At 67.6% G+C, this 18,580-nt stretch carries 15 protein-coding genes; 11 read left to right on the forward strand and 4 right to left on the reverse strand.

Going from position 1 to position 18,580, the window contains the following annotated elements:
• From O5K31_RS14455 to O5K31_RS14475, 5 genes are all read left to right on the forward strand, one after another.
• Complete coding sequence (locus O5K31_RS14455) at positions 1-1,809, forward strand: M14 family metallopeptidase (protein ID WP_269714438.1); 1,809 nt, start codon at positions 1-3, stop codon at positions 1,807-1,809.
• Between the two features lie 63 nt (positions 1,810-1,872).
• Complete coding sequence (locus O5K31_RS14460) at positions 1,873-2,274, forward strand: MAPEG family protein (protein WP_269714440.1); 402 nt, start codon at positions 1,873-1,875, stop codon at positions 2,272-2,274.
• Positions 2,275-2,324: 50 nt separating this feature from the next.
• Positions 2,325-3,656, forward strand: coding sequence for a TldD/PmbA family protein (locus O5K31_RS14465; RefSeq protein WP_269714442.1), 1,332 nt, complete (start codon positions 2,325-2,327; stop codon positions 3,654-3,656).
• Complete coding sequence (locus O5K31_RS14470; protein ID WP_269717067.1) at positions 3,656-4,435, forward strand: 3'(2'),5'-bisphosphate nucleotidase CysQ; 780 nt, start codon at positions 3,656-3,658, stop codon at positions 4,433-4,435. The genes O5K31_RS14465 and O5K31_RS14470 overlap by 1 nt, the downstream gene beginning before the upstream one ends.
• Before the next feature lie 29 nt (positions 4,436-4,464).
• The gene (locus O5K31_RS14475; RefSeq protein WP_269717068.1) at positions 4,465-4,695 is read left to right on the forward strand and encodes a DUF4170 domain-containing protein; all 231 of its coding nucleotides are present in this window, start codon (positions 4,465-4,467) and stop codon (positions 4,693-4,695) included.
• Between the two features lie 3 nt (positions 4,696-4,698).
• Here the strand turns inward: O5K31_RS14475 and O5K31_RS14480 are convergent, their stop codons facing one another.
• Entirely contained in the window at positions 4,699-5,364 is a 666-nt protein-coding gene (locus O5K31_RS14480) for a tyrosine-protein phosphatase (RefSeq protein ID WP_269714444.1), read from the reverse strand.
• 101 nt (positions 5,365-5,465) lie between these two features.
• On the opposite strand from O5K31_RS14480, the gene O5K31_RS14485 reads away from it, so the two are divergent.
• The 5 genes from O5K31_RS14485 to lpxK are packed head-to-tail and all read left to right on the forward strand — an operon-like array spanning position 5,466 to position 11,194.
• A complete protein-coding gene (locus O5K31_RS14485) occupies positions 5,466-7,247 on the forward strand; it encodes an ABC transporter ATP-binding protein (protein WP_269714446.1) in 1,782 nt (593 codons plus the stop codon).
• Positions 7,244-7,942 (forward strand): lysophospholipid acyltransferase family protein, encoded by a 699-nt coding sequence (locus O5K31_RS14490; protein ID WP_269714447.1) that lies wholly within the window; start codon positions 7,244-7,246, stop codon positions 7,940-7,942. The genes O5K31_RS14485 and O5K31_RS14490 overlap by 4 nt, the downstream gene beginning before the upstream one ends.
• 8 nt (positions 7,943-7,950) lie before the next feature.
• Positions 7,951-8,931 (forward strand): cation diffusion facilitator family transporter, encoded by a 981-nt coding sequence (locus O5K31_RS14495; protein WP_442867721.1) that lies wholly within the window; start codon positions 7,951-7,953, stop codon positions 8,929-8,931.
• Complete coding sequence (locus O5K31_RS14500; protein WP_269714451.1) at positions 8,928-10,187, forward strand: 3-deoxy-D-manno-octulosonic acid transferase; 1,260 nt, start codon at positions 8,928-8,930, stop codon at positions 10,185-10,187. The genes O5K31_RS14495 and O5K31_RS14500 overlap by 4 nt, the downstream gene beginning before the upstream one ends.
• Positions 10,184-11,194, forward strand: coding sequence for a tetraacyldisaccharide 4'-kinase (lpxK, locus tag O5K31_RS14505; protein ID WP_269714453.1), 1,011 nt, complete (start codon positions 10,184-10,186; stop codon positions 11,192-11,194). Before O5K31_RS14500 ends, lpxK begins: the two co-directional genes overlap by 4 nt.
• On the opposite strand, the gene O5K31_RS14510 is transcribed toward lpxK, so the two are convergent.
• From O5K31_RS14510 to purD, 3 genes are all read right to left on the reverse strand, one after another.
• Positions 11,191-12,465: a metal-dependent hydrolase family protein gene (locus O5K31_RS14510; protein WP_269714454.1), complete on the reverse strand. Its 1,275-nt coding sequence runs from the start codon at positions 12,463-12,465 to the stop codon at positions 11,191-11,193. The genes lpxK and O5K31_RS14510 overlap by 4 nt on opposite strands.
• 8 nt (positions 12,466-12,473) lie before the next feature.
• Positions 12,474-13,553 (reverse strand): phosphotransferase family protein, encoded by a 1,080-nt coding sequence (locus O5K31_RS14515; protein WP_269714455.1) that lies wholly within the window; start codon positions 13,551-13,553, stop codon positions 12,474-12,476.
• Between the two features lie 79 nt (positions 13,554-13,632).
• Positions 13,633-14,910: a phosphoribosylamine--glycine ligase gene (gene purD / locus O5K31_RS14520; RefSeq protein ID WP_269714456.1), complete on the reverse strand. Its 1,278-nt coding sequence runs from the start codon at positions 14,908-14,910 to the stop codon at positions 13,633-13,635.
• Positions 14,911-15,115: 205 nt separating this feature from the next.
• On the opposite strand from purD, the gene O5K31_RS14525 reads away from it, so the two are divergent.
• Positions 15,116-18,325 (forward strand): autotransporter family protein, encoded by a 3,210-nt coding sequence (locus O5K31_RS14525; RefSeq protein ID WP_269714457.1) that lies wholly within the window; start codon positions 15,116-15,118, stop codon positions 18,323-18,325.
• Positions 18,326-18,580: the final 255 nt, after the last annotated feature.

Below are 18,580 nucleotides of genomic sequence, written 5' to 3' on the forward strand. Positions count from 1 at the left end.
ATGCGCATCGTGAGCGGGGCCGTGCTGGCCGCACTGATCTCCACCACCGCGCTCGCCGCGCCGTGGGACAGCGACATCCTTCCACCCGCCCCGAGTTGGAAGGGGGCGAGCGAGAAGCTGGTCGCAAAGCCGAACGATCCCTGGATCACCCCGTCGGAAAAGACCGGCCTGACCGACAGCCCCAGCTATGCCGAGACCCGCGCCTATCTGGAGCGTCTGGTCGCGGCCTCGAACGGGCTGCTGAAGCTGGAGGTGTTCGGCAAGTCGCCCGAGGGTCGCGACATGCTGGTGGTGATCGCGTCCAAGGACGGCGCGACGCTGGATCCGAACAAGCCGGTGCTCCTGGCCCAGGCAGGCATCCACCCCGGCGAGATCGACGGCAAGGACGCGGGGCTGATGCTGCTGCGGGACATCGCCCTGCGGGGCAAGGACAAGCTGCTGGACGGCGTGAACTTCGTCTTCGTGCCGATTTTCAGCGTCGACGGCCATGAGCGGGCCGGTCGCTTCAATCGCCCCAACCAGCGCGGGCCGGTGATCCAGGGCTGGCGTCATACGGCCCAGAACCTCAATCTAAACCGCGACTACGGCAAGCTCGACTCGCCGGAGATGCAGGCCATGCTCGGCCTGATCAACCGGTTCGATCCGGCGCTCTACATGGACATCCATGTGACCGACGGCGTCGACTACCAGTACGACATCACCTACGGCTGGGAAGGTTATCTGGGCCGCAGCTTCCACCGCTCACCGGCGATCACCGCCTGGCTAGACAAGAGCTTCCTGCCGGCCACCGAAAAGGCGCTGAAGGCGGCGGGCCATATTCCGGGCGAGCTGATTTTCGCCAAGGATGACCGCAAGCCCAAGGAGGGACTAACGGTCGATCCCAGTGGGCTGCGCTTCTCCACCGGCTTTGGCGATGCGCGACACACCCCGACGGTGCTGGTCGAGAACCACTCCCTCAAACCCTACCGCCAGCGCGTGCTTGGGACCTACGTCCTGCTTGAGGAGAGCTTGAGGGTCGTCGCCCGTGACGGCGCGGGGGCGAAGGCCGCCATGGCAGCCGACCGGACTTTGCGTCCCGCCGAGGTGGCGGTCGCCTTCGAGCCCTCCGACAAGCCGGTGGGTCAGCGCCCCTTCCTCGGCATCCAATACGAAACCTATGAGAGCCCCGCTTCCGGCGGGACCGAGATCCGCTGGCTGGGCAAGCCCGATCCCAAGCCGTGGATCGAGACTCTCTACGCCGCCCAGCCGAGCCTGAAGATCACCCCGCCGGTCGCCTATTACGTCCCGGCCACCAAGCCGCAGATCATCGAGCGCCTGAGAGTTCATGGCATTCAAATGCAGACGCTGACCGCACCGCAGACCGTCCCGGTCGACATGCTGCGCCTGCCCGCCGCCAAGGTCGCCCCGCGCGGCAATGAGGGCCACGTGCAGATCAACGCCGGTAAGGCGGTCCATGAGACCCGCAACGTCACCTTCCCGATCGGCTCCGTTCGCGTGCCGACCGACCAGCCCCTTGGCGAACTCGCCGTCCTGCTGCTGGAACCGGAGAGCGAGGAGAGCTTCTTCGCCTGGGGCTTCTTCCCCGAAATCCTGCAGCGGGTGGAATACATCGAAGGCTACGCCATCGCGCCGCTGGCCGAGCGGATGCTGGCGGCCGATCCGAATCTGAAGGCCGAGTTCGACGCCAAGCTGGCGGCCGAACCGGAGTTCGCCAAGAGCCAGGACGCGCGCCTGGCCTGGTTCTATGCCCGCACCCCCTACTACGATGAGCGCCACCTGCTTTATCCGGTCGGGCGGCAGGTGCAGTAAGCCCGAAACTTGCGGGCGCCGTCGAAGCGGCGCCTACTGGCCTGGGGCGTAAAGGAACTTCGCGTGAACAGTCTGACTTCGGGACCCGCAGCGGCGCTGTGGGTCGGTCTGCATATTCTTTTGCTGCTGGTGCTGTCGGTGCGGGTCGTTCGCCTGCGACGTCGGCACAAGGTCGCCTTGGGCGACGGCGGCCATCCTGATCTCTCGCAGGCCATCCGCGCCTTCGGCAACGCCACCGAGTACGCGCCCGTTGGTCTGATCGGGCTGGTGCTGCTGGCTCAGCTGGGGGCCCTGCCCTTCGCCATCCACTTGGGCGGCCTGCTGCTGTTCGCCGGTCGCCTGACCCACGCCGTCGGCCTGTCCAGCAGCGGCGGAGCCTCTCTCCCGCGAGCGGCGGGAATGCTGATCAGCTGGATCGCCTTCGTGTTCATCGCCGCGGTGCTGCTGATCTACGCGGTGGTCTGACGCGGCCTGGGCGCTTGCCCCGCGAGGGTGCGGCGCCCCATATGGCGCGCATGGATCAAAACCTACTCAATGACGTGATCGGCGCGGCCCTCAAGGCCGGAGCCGACGCCGCCGAAGCCGTCTTCGCCGAGCGCCAGTCCCTTTCCGTGAATGTCCGCATGGGCGATCTGGAGGAGGTGGAGCGCGAAGAGGCCCAGGACCTGGGCGTCCGCGTTTTCGTGGGCAAGCGTCAGGCGGTCGTCTCCGGCTCGGACCTGTCGAGCGAAGGACGGCGCAAGCTGATCGAGCGGGCCGTGGCCATGGCCCGCCTTGCGCCCGAAGATCCCTATGCCGGCTTCGCCCCGCAGGACCGGCTGGCCAAGGGACCACACGCCGACCTCGATCTGTATGACGCCTATGAGCCCTCGGCGGAGTCGCTGGAGGACCAGGCCCGCATCGCTGAGGCCGCCGCGCGCGCGGTCGAAGGCGTGACCAATTCCGACGGCGGTTCGGCCGCGTGGTCGGCGTCCAACTGGCTGATGGCCACCAGCGCGGGCTTCGTAGGCGATCACCGCGCCACCGGCTTTTCCCTGTCCGCCTCGGCCATCGCCGGCGAAGGCGCGGCCATGGAGCGGGGCGGCGAAGGCCGCAGCCTGCGCCATTCGGCCGATCTGCCCGCCGCCGACGCCATCGGGACCGAGGCTGGCCGTCGCGCCGCCGCCCGGCTGGGCGCACGCAAGATCGAGTCGACCACCGCGCCGGTGATCTTCGAGAACCGTCTGGCCGTCTCCCTGCTCAGCCCGCTGATCGGCGCCATCTCCGGCCCCGCCGTGGCGCGCGGCGTGTCGTTCCTGAAGGACAAGCTAGGCCAGCAATTGTTCGCCAAGGGCGTCGACCTGATCGACGATCCGCATGTGGTGCGCGGCCTGGGCTCGTCGCCCTTCGACGATGAAGGCGTGCTCAACCGGCGCATGGCCCTGATCGAAGACGGCGTGCTGACCACGTGGCTGCTGAACAGCGCCGCCGCGCGCCAGCTGGGCATGGAGACCACCGGTCACGCCTCGCGCGGCCTCGCCGGGCCGCCAGGGGTTTCGACCTCGAACCTCACACTCCAGCCGGGAACCGACGACCTGGCCGCCCTGATGAAGGGCGCGAAATCGGGCCTGCTGGTCACCTCGATGTTCGGCCCGTCGTTGAACGGCAATACCGGCGACTGGTCGGTGGGCTGCTCGGGCGTGTGGTTCGACAACGGCGAGCCGGCCTATCCGGTCACTGAGATCACCGTCGCCGGCAACCTGATCGACATCTACGCGCGTCTGGTCCCCGGTTCGGACCTGGAAATCCGCGGCTCGGCCAATTCGCCGTCGCTGCTGGTCGACGGACTGGCGATCGCCGGTAAATGATCGAGGACCTCGCCCTCATCCGCACAGCGGCGCTGGAGGCGGGGAAGCTGGCGCTGGAGATGCGCGCGGCGGGCCTGAAGATCTGGAACAAGGAAGGCGGCTCGCCCGTCACCGACGCGGATCTGGCGGTGGACACGCTGCTGCGCGAACGCCTGCTGGCGGCGCGGCCGGACTACGGCTGGCTGTCCGAAGAGACGGTGGATGATCCCGAGCGCCTCGCGAGGCGGCGGCTGTTCTGCGTCGACCCCATCGATGGAACCGCCGCTTACCTGAAGGACAAGCCCTGGTTCAGCGTCTGCATCGCCGTGGTCGGCGACGGGGCGCCGGCCTGTGGGGTGGTCTATGCTCCGGCGCTGGACGAGATGTTCGAGGCCGTCGCCGGTCAAGGGGCGACCCTGAATGGCGGACAGATCCACGCCAGCGCGACCGCCGACCTGGAAAACAGCGCCATGCTGGGCGATGCCCGCATGTTCGCCCACCCCGCCTGGCCGCAACCCTGGCCGCCCATGCGGATCGAAAGCCGCAACTCGGTGGCCTATCGCATGTGCCTGGTGGCCGACGGCCGGTTCGACGCCGCCGTCGCCCTGTCGCCCAAGAACGAATGGGACCTGGCGGCCGCCGATCTGATCGTGCGGGAAGCGGGCGGAATGGCCACCGACCATTTTGGCCGGCCCTTCACCTACAACGCGCCGATTCCGCAGGCGCCCAGCGTCATTTGCGCCGCGCCGACGCTTCACCCATTGATCCTTAACCGGGTCGCGCATATCGGACGCGCGTAACTTCCAAATCCAGCCTCGACAAAGAAGGCATCTGCGCAATGAGCGACAAACAACTCCTGCATATCGTCGTCGGCGGCGAACTGAAGGATGTGGCCGGCACCGAATTCCGCGACCTATCCCAGGTCGAATTCGTCGGCGCCTATCCCAACTACGAAGAAGCCCACAAGGCCTGGAAGGCGAAAGCCCAGGCGACTGTGGACAACGCCCACGCTCGCTACTTCATCATCCACGCCCACAAGCTGCTGGACCCCAGCCTCTAACAGCTACTCGCGCCGCAGCAGCTTTTCGGTCAGCACCGAGCCCAGCATGCCGGCGCGGAAATCGGCCTTCATCGAGACCGGGTCGTAGGCGTCGCTTTCGACCCACTCGGTGAAGGTCAGCCCCTTGGGCTCTCCATCCGTCAGATACCGCTCGAACACGTAGTCGAGCACCCCCGTCTTGCCCTGCTTCACGTGCAGGTAGCGCAGGGACAACTCCTTCATGGCCTCGCGGATCGGCAGGCCAAGGCGATAGTGGGCGTAGAACACGCTCATGATCCCCGCCCGGTCCGCCCCGGACTTGCAGTGAATCAGGGCCGGATATTCGATAGTCTCGAACAGCGTCTTGGCGCCCAGCGCCCGCTCGCGGATCGGCGCCTCGCGGCTGGTGATGACGAAATCGACGAAGTTGAGCCCCAGCCGTTCGCAGGCGTCCTTCTCCAGGGCGTAGAACGAGCCGTCGTAGCCGCCGCGCAGGTTCACCACCGTCTTGATCCCCTGCTTTTTCCAGCGGGCGATCTGGAACGGCCAGGGCTGGTTGGTGCGCACCAGCTCGGGACTGACCCAATGGGCGTTCTGGAAACCGATGCGCAGGAAGGCGTGATCCTTCCACCAGTAGTCCCAATAGGCGCGCAGGCGGCCGCCGAAGCTGGAGAGGTCGTAAGCGGGCAAACCGGCGCTCCTTCGTCAGGCGGCCTAAGTAGGGCCGCATTGGCCGGACAGCAAATGTCGCGTGCTTGACAGATTCCGCCACAAGGCCGACCCCTCCCGTGATGACTGACGCCGCAGCGCCCGAGACGACCAACCGCGACCTGGCCCGGCGCGTGTTTGAAACCTACCTGCGTCCGCGCTGGCGAGGCCTGGCCGTAGCCGTCGGCTGCGCCGTGCTGGTGGCGATCCTGACCGGCGCCCTGGCCCAGGTATTGAACCCCGCCATCAACGATCTGCTGGTGACCCGCAAGCCGGGCGCGCTGGTGATCATACCGTTGACGATCGTGGTTCTGGCGCTGGGCCGCGCCGCCGCGCAGGTGGTTCAGGCCACTCTCGTGAACCGGATCGGCCACGGCATGGTGGGGGATGTGCAGACTGAACTGTTCGGCAAGCTGGTCCGCGCCGACCTCGCACGTCTGCGCGCCGCGCACTCCGGCCAGTTCGTCTCGTCCGTGCTCTATGACGCCGGCCTGATCCGCGAGGCGGCGACCAGCGGGATCGTCAACTATACCCAGCACGCCCTGACCGTGGCGGCCATGGTCGTGGTCATGCTGATCAACGACTGGTCCCTGACCCTGATCGTCCTGCTGGCCGGGCCGATCGCCAGCGCGGTGATGCGCCGGTTTTCCAAGAAGACCACCAAGGCCGCCAAAGGGGCCATGGCCGAGACCTCCGCCCTGTCCACGGCCGTCATGGAAAGCCTGGACGGCGTGCGGGTGGTGAAGATCGAGAACCGCGAAGCCTTCGAGGAAGGCCGCGTCGCCGAGGTGATCCAACGCCGCCAGACCCACATCATCAAGGGCGCCAACGCCCGCGCCCAGGCCGCTCCTACCACCGAAGCCCTGATGACCATCATCACCGCCGGCGTCCTGGCCTATGCGGGCTGGCGCGCCAGCAGTGGGGCGATGAACGTCGGCGCCTTCACCGCCTTCCTGGTCGCCCTGGCCGCCGCGTCGCAGAGCCTGCGCCAGCTGGCCAACCTGCAGACCGTGATGGCCGAAGGCCTCACCGCCGGCCGCCGCCTGTTCTCGGCCCTGGATGTTGAGCCGGAGGTGCGCGACGCGCCCACCGCCGTCACCCTGGACGACAAGGGTCAGTTCTCGATCACCTTCGAGAAGGTCAGCTTCGCCTATGGCAGCCACGCCAGCGCCCTGGACGGGGTCTCGCTGAAGGCCGCGCGGGGCGAGACCGTCGCCCTGGTCGGCCCGTCCGGCGGCGGCAAGAGCACCCTGCTGAACCTGATACCGCGCTTCTATGACGTGGGGGCGGGCCGGGTGACCATCGATGGGCGCGATATTCGCGACTTCACCATGGCGTCCCTGCGCAGCCGCATCGGCCTGGTGACCCAGGAGCCGTTCCTGTTCGACGACACCATCCGCGCCAACATCGCCTACGCCCGGCCCGACGCCACCCAGGCCGAGATCGAGGAAGCGGCCAGGCAGGCGGCGGCGCACGAGTTCATCGTCACCCTGGCCAATGGATATGACACCCGCGTTGGCGAGGCCGGCGCGCGCCTGTCCGGCGGCCAACGCCAGCGCATCGCCATCGCTCGCGCCTTCCTGAAGGACGCCCCCATCCTGCTGCTGGATGAGGCGACCAGCGCCCTCGATACCGAAAGCGAAGCCAAGGTCCAGGCGGCGCTGGAACGGCTAATGGCTGGGCGCACCACCCTGATGATCGCCCACCGCCTGTCCACCGTGCGCCACGCCGACCGCATCTATGTCATCGACGCGGGCAAGGTGGTCGAGGAAGGGACCCACGTGTCCCTGGTCCGCCGCGGCGGCCTCTATTCGCGCCTGGCCCTGGCCCAGAACCTGGACGCCGCGCCGGAGCCCCAAGGTTGAGGCCCCTGCGCAATCCGGTCGTGGTCCGCATCCTGGCCGCGATCTTCGCCGGCTACATGCGTCTCGTCTTCGCCACCCTGCGCTGGAGCCGCGAAGGCCAGGAGGTGGCTGACGCGGTGGCCGCCCGGAACGGCGAGACCGGCCTGATCCTTTGTTTCTGGCACGCCCGCATACCCATCGCGCCGCCGGCGTGGCCGCCGTCTCCCGAGCGTCAGCCGATGCGGGCCTTGATATCGCAATCGGCCGACGGCGAGTTCATCGCCCAAGCCGTGGAGCGTATCGGCTTTCCCGCCATTCGTGGTTCGTCGAAGAAGAAGAGCGATCCGGCCAAGAACAAGGGCGGCGAACAGGCCCTGCGCGAGATGGTCCAGTGGGTGCGCGACGGCGGCGGGATGGCGGTCACCCCCGATGGTCCTCGCGGTCCGGCGGAGGTCATGCAGCTGGGCGTCGGCGCGCTGGCCCGCATGACAGGCGCTCCGGTTCTGCTGCTGGGCGTGGCCTGCGAGCCCTGCCTGCGGCTGGGGACCTGGGACGGGACGATCCTGCCTTTGCCCTTCGCTCGTGCGGCGATGGTGTGGGACGGCCCCTTCGCGCCCGCGCGAAAGGACAACGACGCCGACCTGGTCGCTGACTGGGGCGCACGCCTGACCGCGGTCACGCAACGGGCCGAGGCGATACTGGCGAACCGCCCCTGACTCGTGGGATGAAGGCGACCATGGGCCACGATCACCATCACGGACACAACCATCAACACGGGCACGGCCATGACCACGGGCACAGCCATGCCCACGGTCACCATCATCACGCCCCGACAGACTTTGGCCGCGCCTTCGCCATCGGCGTCGCGCTGAACCTGGCGTTCGTGATCGTGGAGGCGGCGGCGGGACTCTGGACCAACTCCCTCGCCCTTCTGGCGGACGCCGGGCACAACCTGTCCGACGTTCTGGGCCTGATCCTAGCCTGGGTGGCGGTCGAGCTGGCCAAGCGCGCGCCGACCGCGCGCCGCACCTATGGACTGCGCAAGGGCACCATCCTGGCGTCGCTGGCCAACGCCGCGACCCTGATCTTCGCGATCGGGGCCATCGCCTGGGAGGCGGTGCGTCGCTTCTCTGACCCACAACCGATCGAGGCCGGCCCGGTCATGGTGGTGGCCGCCATCGGGGTGGCGATCAACACCGGCACGGCCCTGATGTTCATGAAAGGCAGCAAGGGCGACCTGAATATCCGCGGCGCCTTCCTGCACATGGCCGCCGACGCCGCCGTCTCCGCCGGGGTGATCGTGGCCGCCCTGGTCATGAGCGTGACCAGCTGGGTCTGGATCGACCCCGTCGTAAGCTTGGTGATCGTGCTGGTCATTCTGCTCGGCACCTGGGGCCTGTTGCGCGACAGCCTCGACCTCGCCCTGGACGCCGCTCCGCGCGATATCGACCCCACGGCTGTCCGCGCCTGGCTGGAGAGCCTGCCTGGCGTGACGGAGGTGCATGACCTGCACATCTGGGCCTTGAGCACGACCGAGACAGCGCTGACCGCGCACATCACGAGGCCGGAGGGCGATGACGGCGACACCTTCCTGCACGAAGCCTGCTCCGGCCTGAACAACAAGTTCCGCATCGGCCACGCAACCCTGCAGGTGGAGCGCGGCGGCGCGGTGGACTGCCGCCTGGCCCCGGCGCACGTGGTTTGAGCGCGTCCCGACACCTGCGTCTGTACCGTGCCGCGACCGGTCTTCTTGAGCCCGTCGCGCCGCTGGTGCTGCGGGCGCGCACCCTGCGCGGCAAGGAGGACTCCGGTCGCCTTGGTGAGCGCCTGGGCCGAGCCAGCGTCGCCCGCCCGGACGGCAAGCTGGTCTGGCTGCACGGCGCCAGCGTGGGCGAGAGCCTGTCGCTGCTGCCGCTGATCGAAGGCCTGCGCAAGGCGCGGCCGGACCTGTCGATCCTCGTCACCTCCGGCACCGCAACCTCGGCGGCCATGCTGCGTATGCGCCTGCCAGAAGGCGTGATCCATCAGTTCATTCCGGTGGACGCGCCCAAGGCTGTCTCCCGCTTCCTCGATCACTGGCGGCCGTCGCTGGGCGTGTTCGTCGAGAGCGAGTTGTGGCCCAACCTGATCACCCAGGCCGACGCGCGGAAGATCCGCCTGGCCCTGGTCTCGGCCCGCGTGACCGAGAAGAGCGCCGCCGGCTGGCGCAAGGCGCCAGACATGGCGCGCGAACTGATCGGGGCGTTCAGCCTGGTCCTGGCGCAGGATGACCTGACCGCAAGCCGCCTGGGCGAGTTTGGGGCCAGCGACGATGGCCGCCTGAACCTCAAGCTGGTGGGCGCGCCCCTGCCGGCCGACGAGGCGGAGCTGAAAAAGCTCAAGAAAGCTGTCGGCAAGCGGCCGGTGCTGCTCGCCGCCTCGACCCACCCGGGTGAGGACGAGATCATTCTCACCGCGTTCAAATCCCTGGGCGGCGACGCCCTGTTGATCCTGGTTCCGCGCCATGTGGAACGGGCCAACGCCATCATCGAACTGGCCCGCGAGCGCGGCTTCGCGGTCGGCAAGCGCAGCGCGGGCGACCTGCTCGGGACCGACCCGATCTATGTGGCCGATACCCTGGGCGAGCTTGGCCTGTGGTTCCGCATGGCGCGCGGAGCCTTCATCGGCGGCAGCCTGATCGAGGGACCTGGCGGCCACAATCCAGTGGAGCCGGCGCAGCTCGGCTGCCCGGCGATCACCGGGCCGTTCGTGGATAATTGGCGGTCGGTCTATTCGCCGCTGGTCAAGAACGGCGTGGCCACGGTGGTCCGCACCGCCAACGATCTGACCGCCGCCTTCTACGCCCTGCTCAAGGAGCCGAAGATGGCCAAGGCGCGCGCCGAGCGGGCCCTGGCCATGATCGGCGACGAGCGCGAGGTGCTGGAGGCCGCCGTCCGCCGCCTGGCCATGCAGGTCCCATGAAGCTATCGACGCCCCGCTGGTGGTACGTGCGTGAACGCCCGCCCATGCGTGTGACGCGGGCGGTGCTGACGCCAATCTCCTGGATCTGGGCGGCGGTGACGGCGCGCAAGATCGCCGACGCCTCGCCCGTCGATCCGGGCGTCCCGGTCATCTGCGTGGGCAACCTGACGGTCGGCGGCGTCGGCAAGACGCCTATTGTCCGCGAGATCGCTCGACTGCTGAAGGCCCGAGGCGTGGAGGCTCACGGCCTTTCTCGCGGTTATGGCGGAAAGCTGGCCGGGCCGGCTCGCGTGGATTGCACCCGCCATACCGCCGCCGATGTGGGCGATGAGCCCCTGATGCTGGCGGGGGATATGCCCTTTTGGATCGCCCGCGACCGCCCGGCGGGCGCCAAGGCCGCCGCCGAGGCTGGCGCGAAGGTCGTGGTCATGGATGACGGCCACCAGAACCCCTCCCTGAAGAAGACCCTGTCGTTGGTCGTGGTCGATGGTGAGACCCGCAACGGTGAGTGGCCCTTTGGCGACGGGGCGGTGTTTCCTGCTGGGCCGATGCGCGAGCCGTTGAAGGCGGGGCTCGCCCGCGCGGATTCGGTCGTCGTCCTGCTACCTGTCGACCTGCCCGCCGCTAATCCCGAGCTTCTGGCGCTTTTCGAGGGAAGGCCCGTGTTCGTCGCACGGTTGGAGCCGGCGGCTCCGCCCCCGACCGGACCGCAGGTGGGCTTCGCGGGAGTCGGCAAGCCGTGGAAGGTTGAGCGCGCCCTGGTCGCGGCCGGCTGTGACCTGAAGGATTTCGCGCCGTTCCCGGATCATGGCGCCTATGACGAGGCCACGCTCGAGGCCCTGGCTCGCCGCGCCGAGGATTTCGAAGCCGGCCTGGTGACGACCGAAAAGGATTGGGTGCGCCTGCCAGCCGAATGGCGGGCTCGCATCAAGGCCTGGCCGGTGCGAGCCAGGTTCGAGGACGAAGCGGCGATCAGCGCCATGCTGACCGCCGCCGTCGCGTCCTAGTAGGCGACGCCGCCCTTCATCACGAAGGAAACGCGCGTCAGCTCGGTGACGTCCTTGAGCGGGTCACCCTTCACCGCGATCAGGTCGCCCGCCTTGCCGGCGGCGAGCGAACCGATTTCATTGCTCATCTTGAAGTGCGCGGCGGCGTTGACGGTCGCCGTTTGGATGGCCTCGAGCGGGGTCAGGCCGGCCTTGACCAGCAGGGCGAACTCGCCGGCGTTGTCGCCGTGGGCGGAGACGCCGCTGTCGGTGCCGAAGGCGATCTTCACGCCGCCGTTGTGGGCCTTGCGGGCCATGTCCAGCATCTTGGGGCCGGCTTCGAGGGCCTTGGCCGTCTGGGCGGGCGTGAAGAAGTTGCCCGGGCTGGCGGCGATGCGGGCCACGAAGTCGCCAGCCATCAAGGTCGGGACCAGATAGGCGCCGTTCTTCTTGAACAGGGCGATGGACTGGTCGTCGAGATAGGTGCCGTGCTCGATGGAATCGCCGCCAGCCTTGAGGAAAGCGTTGATGCCGTCGACGCCATGGGCGTGGGCGGTCACCTGACGACCCATGCGGTGGGCGCTCTCGACGATCGAGGCCAGCTCGTCTTCCTGGAACTGCTGGGCCAAGCCCGCGGCGGTGTTGGACAGCACGCCGCCGGTGGCGGTGATCTTGATGATGTCCGCGCCCTTCCAGACCTGCTCGCGCACGGCGCGGCGGCAGTCCTCGACGCCGGAGCAGACAGATTCCGGCCGCAGGACGTGCATCACGTCCTCGCTGAAGCCGTTGATGTCGCCGTGGCCGCCATGAACCGAGACGGCCGAGCCGGACGCGATGATGCGCGGGCCGGCCACGTCGCCGTTGGCGGTGGCCTTGCGCAGCGCAAAGATCGCCTGGTTCTCGGCGCCCAGGTCGGCGACGGTCGTGAAGCCGGCTTTCAGGGTTTTCTTGGCGTAGCGGGCGCCGACCATGGCCTGCTCGGCCGAGGACTGGGTGACCTCGTTCAGACGGCTGTTGGGGCCCTGCTCGCTGGTCAGGTGGACGTGGCTGTCGATCAGGCCCGGCAGGACGAAGCTGTCCTTCAGGTCGACGACGTTGGCGCCTTCGCCCGTGAAGCCGTCCTCGATCCGCAGGACGCGGCCGTTCTCGATGACCACGGTCTTGTTGGTTTCGACCTTGCCGGTGGCCGGATCGGCCAGCAGGCGGCCGGCCTGGACGTAGACGGGCGCGGCGTATGCGGAGGTGGCGGCGAGGGCCACGAGGGCGACGCCGGCGGCGAGAATGCGTTTCATGGGTGGATTCAGGCTCCGGCCTTCTGTGCGAAACCCCAGGCGCCGGCGGCGAGCAGGGGAACGCGGGCTTCCATCAACTGGGCGTGGGCGCTAGCGGCGGTGCCGTCGCGAACCCGGCCGACGATCCCCTGACAGATTCCGGCCAGGCGGAACAGGTTGTAGGCGAAATACCAGTCAAGCTCAGGCAGGCCGTCGCGCCCCGTGAGCTTGCAGTACTGGGCCACGGCCTCCTCGACGGTCGGGATGCCATAGGCCGGCAGGTCGGTGATCTCGGACAGGCCGCCGCGCTGCTCGCCCGGCATGACCCAGCTCATCAGGAAGTAGCTGAAATCGGCCAGGGGGTTGCCCAGGGTCGATAGCTCCCAGTCCAAAACCGCGATCACCTTGGGCTCGGTGGGGTGAAGGATCATGTTGTCGATCCGGTAGTCGCCGTGGACGATGGAGGTCGCATCATCGGACGGCGCGGTGGCCGGCAGCCATTCCATCAGCTGGTCCATGGCCTTGATCGAGGTGGTCTCGGAGGCCTTGTACTGCTTGGTCCAGCGATCGATCTGGCGCGTGAAATAGTTGCCCGGCTTGCCGTAGTCGCCAAGACCGATGGCCGCGTAGTCGGTGTTGTGCAGACGAGCCAGGGTGTCGATCTCAGCTTCGTAGATCGCGCGGCGCTGGGGCGGCGAGTATTCCGGAAGCGTCCCGTCCCAAAGGATACGCCCCTCCACCATGTCCATGACGTAGAACATGGTCCCGATGACGCCCTCGTCCTCACAGAGAGCATAGGCCTTGGCGACCGGGAATCCCGTCTTGCCAAGGGCTGAGATCACCTTGAACTCGCGGTCCACGGCGTGGGCGGATGGCAAGAGCTTGCCCGGCGGTTTGCGGCGCAGGACGTACTTCCGCGTCGGGGTGACCAGCTGATAGGTCGGGTTCGACTGACCGCCCTTGAACTGGCGGACCTCCAGCGGGCCGGCATAGCCGTCGACATTGGCCTTCAGCCAGCGCTCCAGCGCCGCTTCGTCGATGCTGTGACGCTCATCCACCGGCTTGGTGCCGGAGTTGAGCTCCTGCGCGGATTGTTCCGCCTGGGCCATGCAACGCTCCCTCAAACAATTCTTACGCTTGTTTGAACGGGAGTTTAGCGGCGGCGGCGCTGAGCGCCAGCCCCGAACCTCAGGAACCGTGCGGAAGCGCCCGCCAGCCGATGTCGTTGCGATAGAAGCCGCCGGGAATCTGGATCGCCCCGACCGTGGCATAGGCGATGTCGCGCGCCTCACTGAGATCCACGCCCAGGGCGCAGACGTTCAATACGCGCCCGCCGGAGGTGACCAGATCGCCCGAAGCGTCACGGCTCGTTCCGGCATGGAAGACCCAAGCCTCCTCGCCAAAATCAGCCTCGGCGCCTTCGATAACCGCGCCGGTCTTCGGGGCGTCAGGATACCCCTCCGCGGCCATGACCACGCAGATAGCGGCCTCTTCCTTCCACTTGGGCTCTGGCTGCTGGGCCAGAGTCCCGGTGGCGGCGGCCAGCAGGTAGGGAACGATGTCTCCGTCGAGCCGGAGCATAAGGGTCTGGCATTCCGGATCGCCGAAGCGGGCGTTGTATTCCACCAGCTTGGGGCCGTCCTTGGTCAGCATCAGGCCGGCATAGAGCACGCCGCGATAGGGATGCCCCTCGGCCGCCATGCCGGCGACGGTGGGATCGATCAGCTCGCGCTTGGCCTGGGCGATCAGGGCGTCGGTCAGGACCGGCGGCGGCGAATAAGTGCCCATGCCGCCGGTGTTGGGGCCCTTGTCGCCGTCATAGGCGCGCTTGTGGTCCTGGGCCGCGCCGAACAGCACGGCGGTCTCGCCGTCGCACAGGGCGAAGAGGGAGGCCTCCTCACCATCCATGAACTCCTCGATCACCACCCGAGCGCCGGCCGTGCCGAAGCGGCCGCCCAGCATGTCGAGCACGGCGGCGTCAGCCTCGGCCCGATCGGCGGCGATGACCACGCCCTTGCCCGCGGCCAGACCGTCCGCCTTGATCACGAACGGAGGCGACAGGGTGTCGAGGAACGCGCCGGCCGCTTGCGCTGTCTCGAACACGCCATAGGCGGCGGTCGGCAGGTTGTGGCGGGCGCAGAAGTCCTTGGTGAAGGCCTTGGACGTCTCCAGGCGGGCGGCGGCGGCGGTCGCGCCAAAGCAGGGGATGGAAAGCTCGGCCAAGCGGTCGGCGATTCCCGCCTCCAACGCCACTTCCGGCCCGACCACCACCAGATCAGCCTCGATGGAGCGGGCCAGGGCCACCAGCCCCTCGACGTCGTTCGCCTTCACGGGCTGCGTTTCGCAGACGGCGGCGATGCCCGGATTGCCGGGTGCGGCTACGAGACGCTTCACCAGCGGCGAGGCGGCGATTTTCCAGGCCAGGGCGTGTTCGCGCCCGCCGGAACCGACAAGGAGAATGTTCATGTCCGGGCCTTTCACCCGCCCTGCGACCCAGGGTCAAGCGCCCAACCCATGAATAAGGCGCATCGAAGGTGTGGCGCGCTTCAAAACCATGGGTTAGACCGTCGTGAAGGCGGGGTCTTATTTCCGTCAGCGGTGGAAATAGACCGCATTTTCGCCGCAACGGCGCCGGACGTAGTATCCGGCAATCTGAGGTGTAGTTACGTCCATGCAGCGCAAGGTTCTGGTAGCGACGGTCGCCGCCGCCCCCCTTCTGGCACTGTTCAGCGCCGCACAGGCCGAAACCCAGATCACCACCGCACGCACGACTCCGATCGCCACGGCGACCGCGGCCAATGGCGCGCCGGATTCGGTGAACGTCACCACCGCGGGTTCGATCAGGCTGACGGCCGCGGGCGCGGCGATCACCCAGAACAGCAGCAATTCGGTCATCAACGCCGGCACGATCGGCACCGAGAACGTCAGCGGATCGACCGGCATCCTGGTGATCGGCGGCCAGACGGCGGACGTGACCAACAGCGGCGCCATCAGCCTGACCGAGACCTACGAGGCCAAGGACGCTGACGGCGACGGCGAGGTCGATGGAGCCTTCGCCGAAGGCGCCAATCGCATCGGCATCCGCGTCACCGGCCCGGGGACGATGGGTGGCTTCGTGGCTCACAGCGGCACGATCACCATCGAAGGCAATGATTCGGCCGGCATCAGCCTGGAAACGGCCATCGCCGGTGCGTTGAACAGCTCCGGCGTGATCGGCGTGACCGGTTCGCGCAGCTACGGCATCCGCGCGGGGGCCATCGGCGGCGCGGCCAATATCACCGGCGCGATCACGGCTCTGGGCGAAGGCGCGGTGGGCGTGGCGCTAGACGGCGACGTGACCGGCGCGGTGAAGTTCCAGGGCTCGGTCACCGCTCGTGGCTATCGGTACACCGTTCGTCCCGATTTCGCCGAGGATCGTGCGCTGATCGACGCGGACGACATGCTTCAGAGCGGCTCGGCCGTCCGCGTTGCGGGCAATGTCGGCGGCGGCATCATGTTCGACATCCAGCCGACCATCGTCGAGGGCAACACCGACGCGGACGGCGACGGCGTGCTCGACGCGCTCGAAGCCAACTCCACCATCAGCGTCCTGGGATCGGCGCCAGCTGTCGTGATCGGTTCCGACACTCGCGCCACCACCGTTGGCTTGGTTGGAACGGGCGAGAACGCTTTCGGCGTCGTCCAGCGCGGCGTCATCGCCGGCCAGGGCCTGTATGACGGCGTCTCGGCCACCGGCATGCAACTGGGCGGGAACGCCGGCTTCGCCACGACGATTCAGGGCGGCCTGCGCAACACTGGCGACATCAGCGCCACCGCTCGCGAACAAGTCGCCACCGCCCTGTCGATCAAGAGCGGCGTCCAGATGCCGAGCCTGCTGAACCAAGGCTCGATCATCGGCACCAACATCACCGAGGGCTCCACCTTTGAAGCCCGCGCCATCCAGATCGAAGCGGGCGCCCAGGTCGGTGAAATTCGTAATGGCGGCGTAATCACCTCGACCGTCAACGGCGAAAAGGCCAATGCTGTCGCCATCCGCGACCTGTCCGGCACCGTGAACACCATTCAGAACAGCGGCCGCATCAGCGCCCTGGTCGTTCCTACCGACGACGCCGACGACAAGGACGACGCCGATCTGGACTCCGAAAACGAGGCCGTCACGGGCCGTGGCGTCGCCATCGACGCCCGCGCCAACACGACCGGCGTCTGGGTCGTGCAGAACAGCGTCGCCAGCACCGGCACCTTCACCGACACCGACAAGGACGGCGTCGCCGACGGCGCCGAGCCCTGGATCATCGGCGATGTCCTGCTTGGCTCGGGCGATGATCGCCTGGAACTTTACAACGGCACGCTAAACGGAAACATGTCCTTCGGCGCCGGCGTCGATGGGCTGTACATAGGCGGGGGCGCGGCGGCGCTCGGCAATCTGACCGACAGCGACGGCCGCCTAACGGTCAATGTCGCCAATGGCCTGTTGTTCGTCACCAATGCCGAGACCATCAACGCCACCAGCCTGAACATCGGCGCCGGCAGTTCGCTGATCGTCACGGCCGATCCCAGCACCAACACGGCGACGAAGTTCGTGGTCGGCCAAGCCACGATCGGCGACGGCGCCAAGATCGGCCTGTCGCTGACCAGCTTCCTGCAGCAGCCGTCGCGCTACACGGTGATCCAGGCCGGCAGCCTGACCGTCGGCAATCTGGACCAGTCGCTGCTGGCGGAGACGCCGTATCTCTACATCACGACGGCGTCGGCCAACGCGGCCGCCGGCGAAGTCTATCTGGACGTACGTCGCCGCACCGCCGCCGAAGCCCAACTGTCCGGCTCGCGGGCCGGCGCCTATGACGCCGTCTACAACGCCGTGGGCCAGAACAGCGCGCTCGCCAGCGCCTTCCTGTCCAAGACGGACCGGGCCAATTTCCTGGCCATCTACGACCAGATGCTCCCCGACCAGGGCGAGGCCATGTTCGAGGCCCTGGAGTACGCCAATCAGGCGATCTCCTCGGCCATCAGCCTGCGGCCTGATCGGGCGACCGAGCGCTATGGCCCCGACAGCTTCTGGATCCAGGAGATCAGCAGCCTGGTGCGCAAGGAGGGCGTCGATGGCGGCCTCGGCGCCGATGCTCAGACCTTCGGCTTCGTGGGCGGCTACGAGAGCATGGGCGACCAGGGCGGGGCGCTTGGCCTGACCCTCGCCTACATGAACATCGAAGAGCACGACCAGGCGGCCCGTATCGGCGAGAACACCACGGCCTCGATCTTCCAGGGCGGCATCTATGGCCGCAAGGCCATGGGCGGCCTGCTGGTCAGCGCCCGCGGCGGCGTCGGCTACGCCTGGTTCGACGGCGACCGTCGCCTGATCTCGCCGGACGACAATCTGGACATCTCCAATAGCGCCAGCTGGAACGGCCTCACCGCCTCCGCCAATGTCAGCGCATCCTATGAAGCCAAGCTGGGCCGCTACTTCATCCGTCCCGAGACCAGCCTAGACTACGTCTATCTCAATGAGGACGAACGCGCGGAGAAGGGCGGCGGCGCTGGCTTTGACCTGATCGTCGACGAACGCAAGTCCAACCGCCTGAGCGGCGAAGCCGCGGTGGCCCTTGGCGCCCAGTTCGGCCGCGAAATCTGGTGGCGTCCGGAAGTCCGCGTCGGCTATCGCCAGACGATCTCGGGCAGCATCGGCGACACGGTCGCCCGCTTCGGCGCCAACGGCACGCCCTTCACCCTGGTGGCCGCTGATGACAAGGACGGGGCTTTGACCCTGAATTTGGCCCTGCGCGCCGGCACGGCCATGTCCTATCTCGCGGTTGAGGGCGGGGCGGAGAAGCGCAAACGCTCTCAACGCTACAACGTCCGCCTGTCGGGCCGGATGATGTTCTAGAGGCGAAAGCCCATTTAACGACAAAGACTTAAGGCCCGCGCCCCTCAGGAGCGCGGGCCTTTTGCTGACAGGTTTTCTAAAGCGCCCCGCAGATGTAATTCCTAGCAGATACGTCTGCTTTGAATTCTTCTGGGCCATAGGATCCACAGGCGTACACAGTGCGCTTTTCCTGAACGCCACCCGGATAGGGCTTGTCCGCCTCGTCGCATCGTATTTCGTACGCTCTATGATCCCAAATGCCTCAAGGGAACGCGC

The sequence above is a fragment of the Caulobacter sp. NIBR2454 genome (assembly GCF_027474405.1).
GTDB lineage: Bacteria > Pseudomonadota > Alphaproteobacteria > Caulobacterales > Caulobacteraceae > Caulobacter.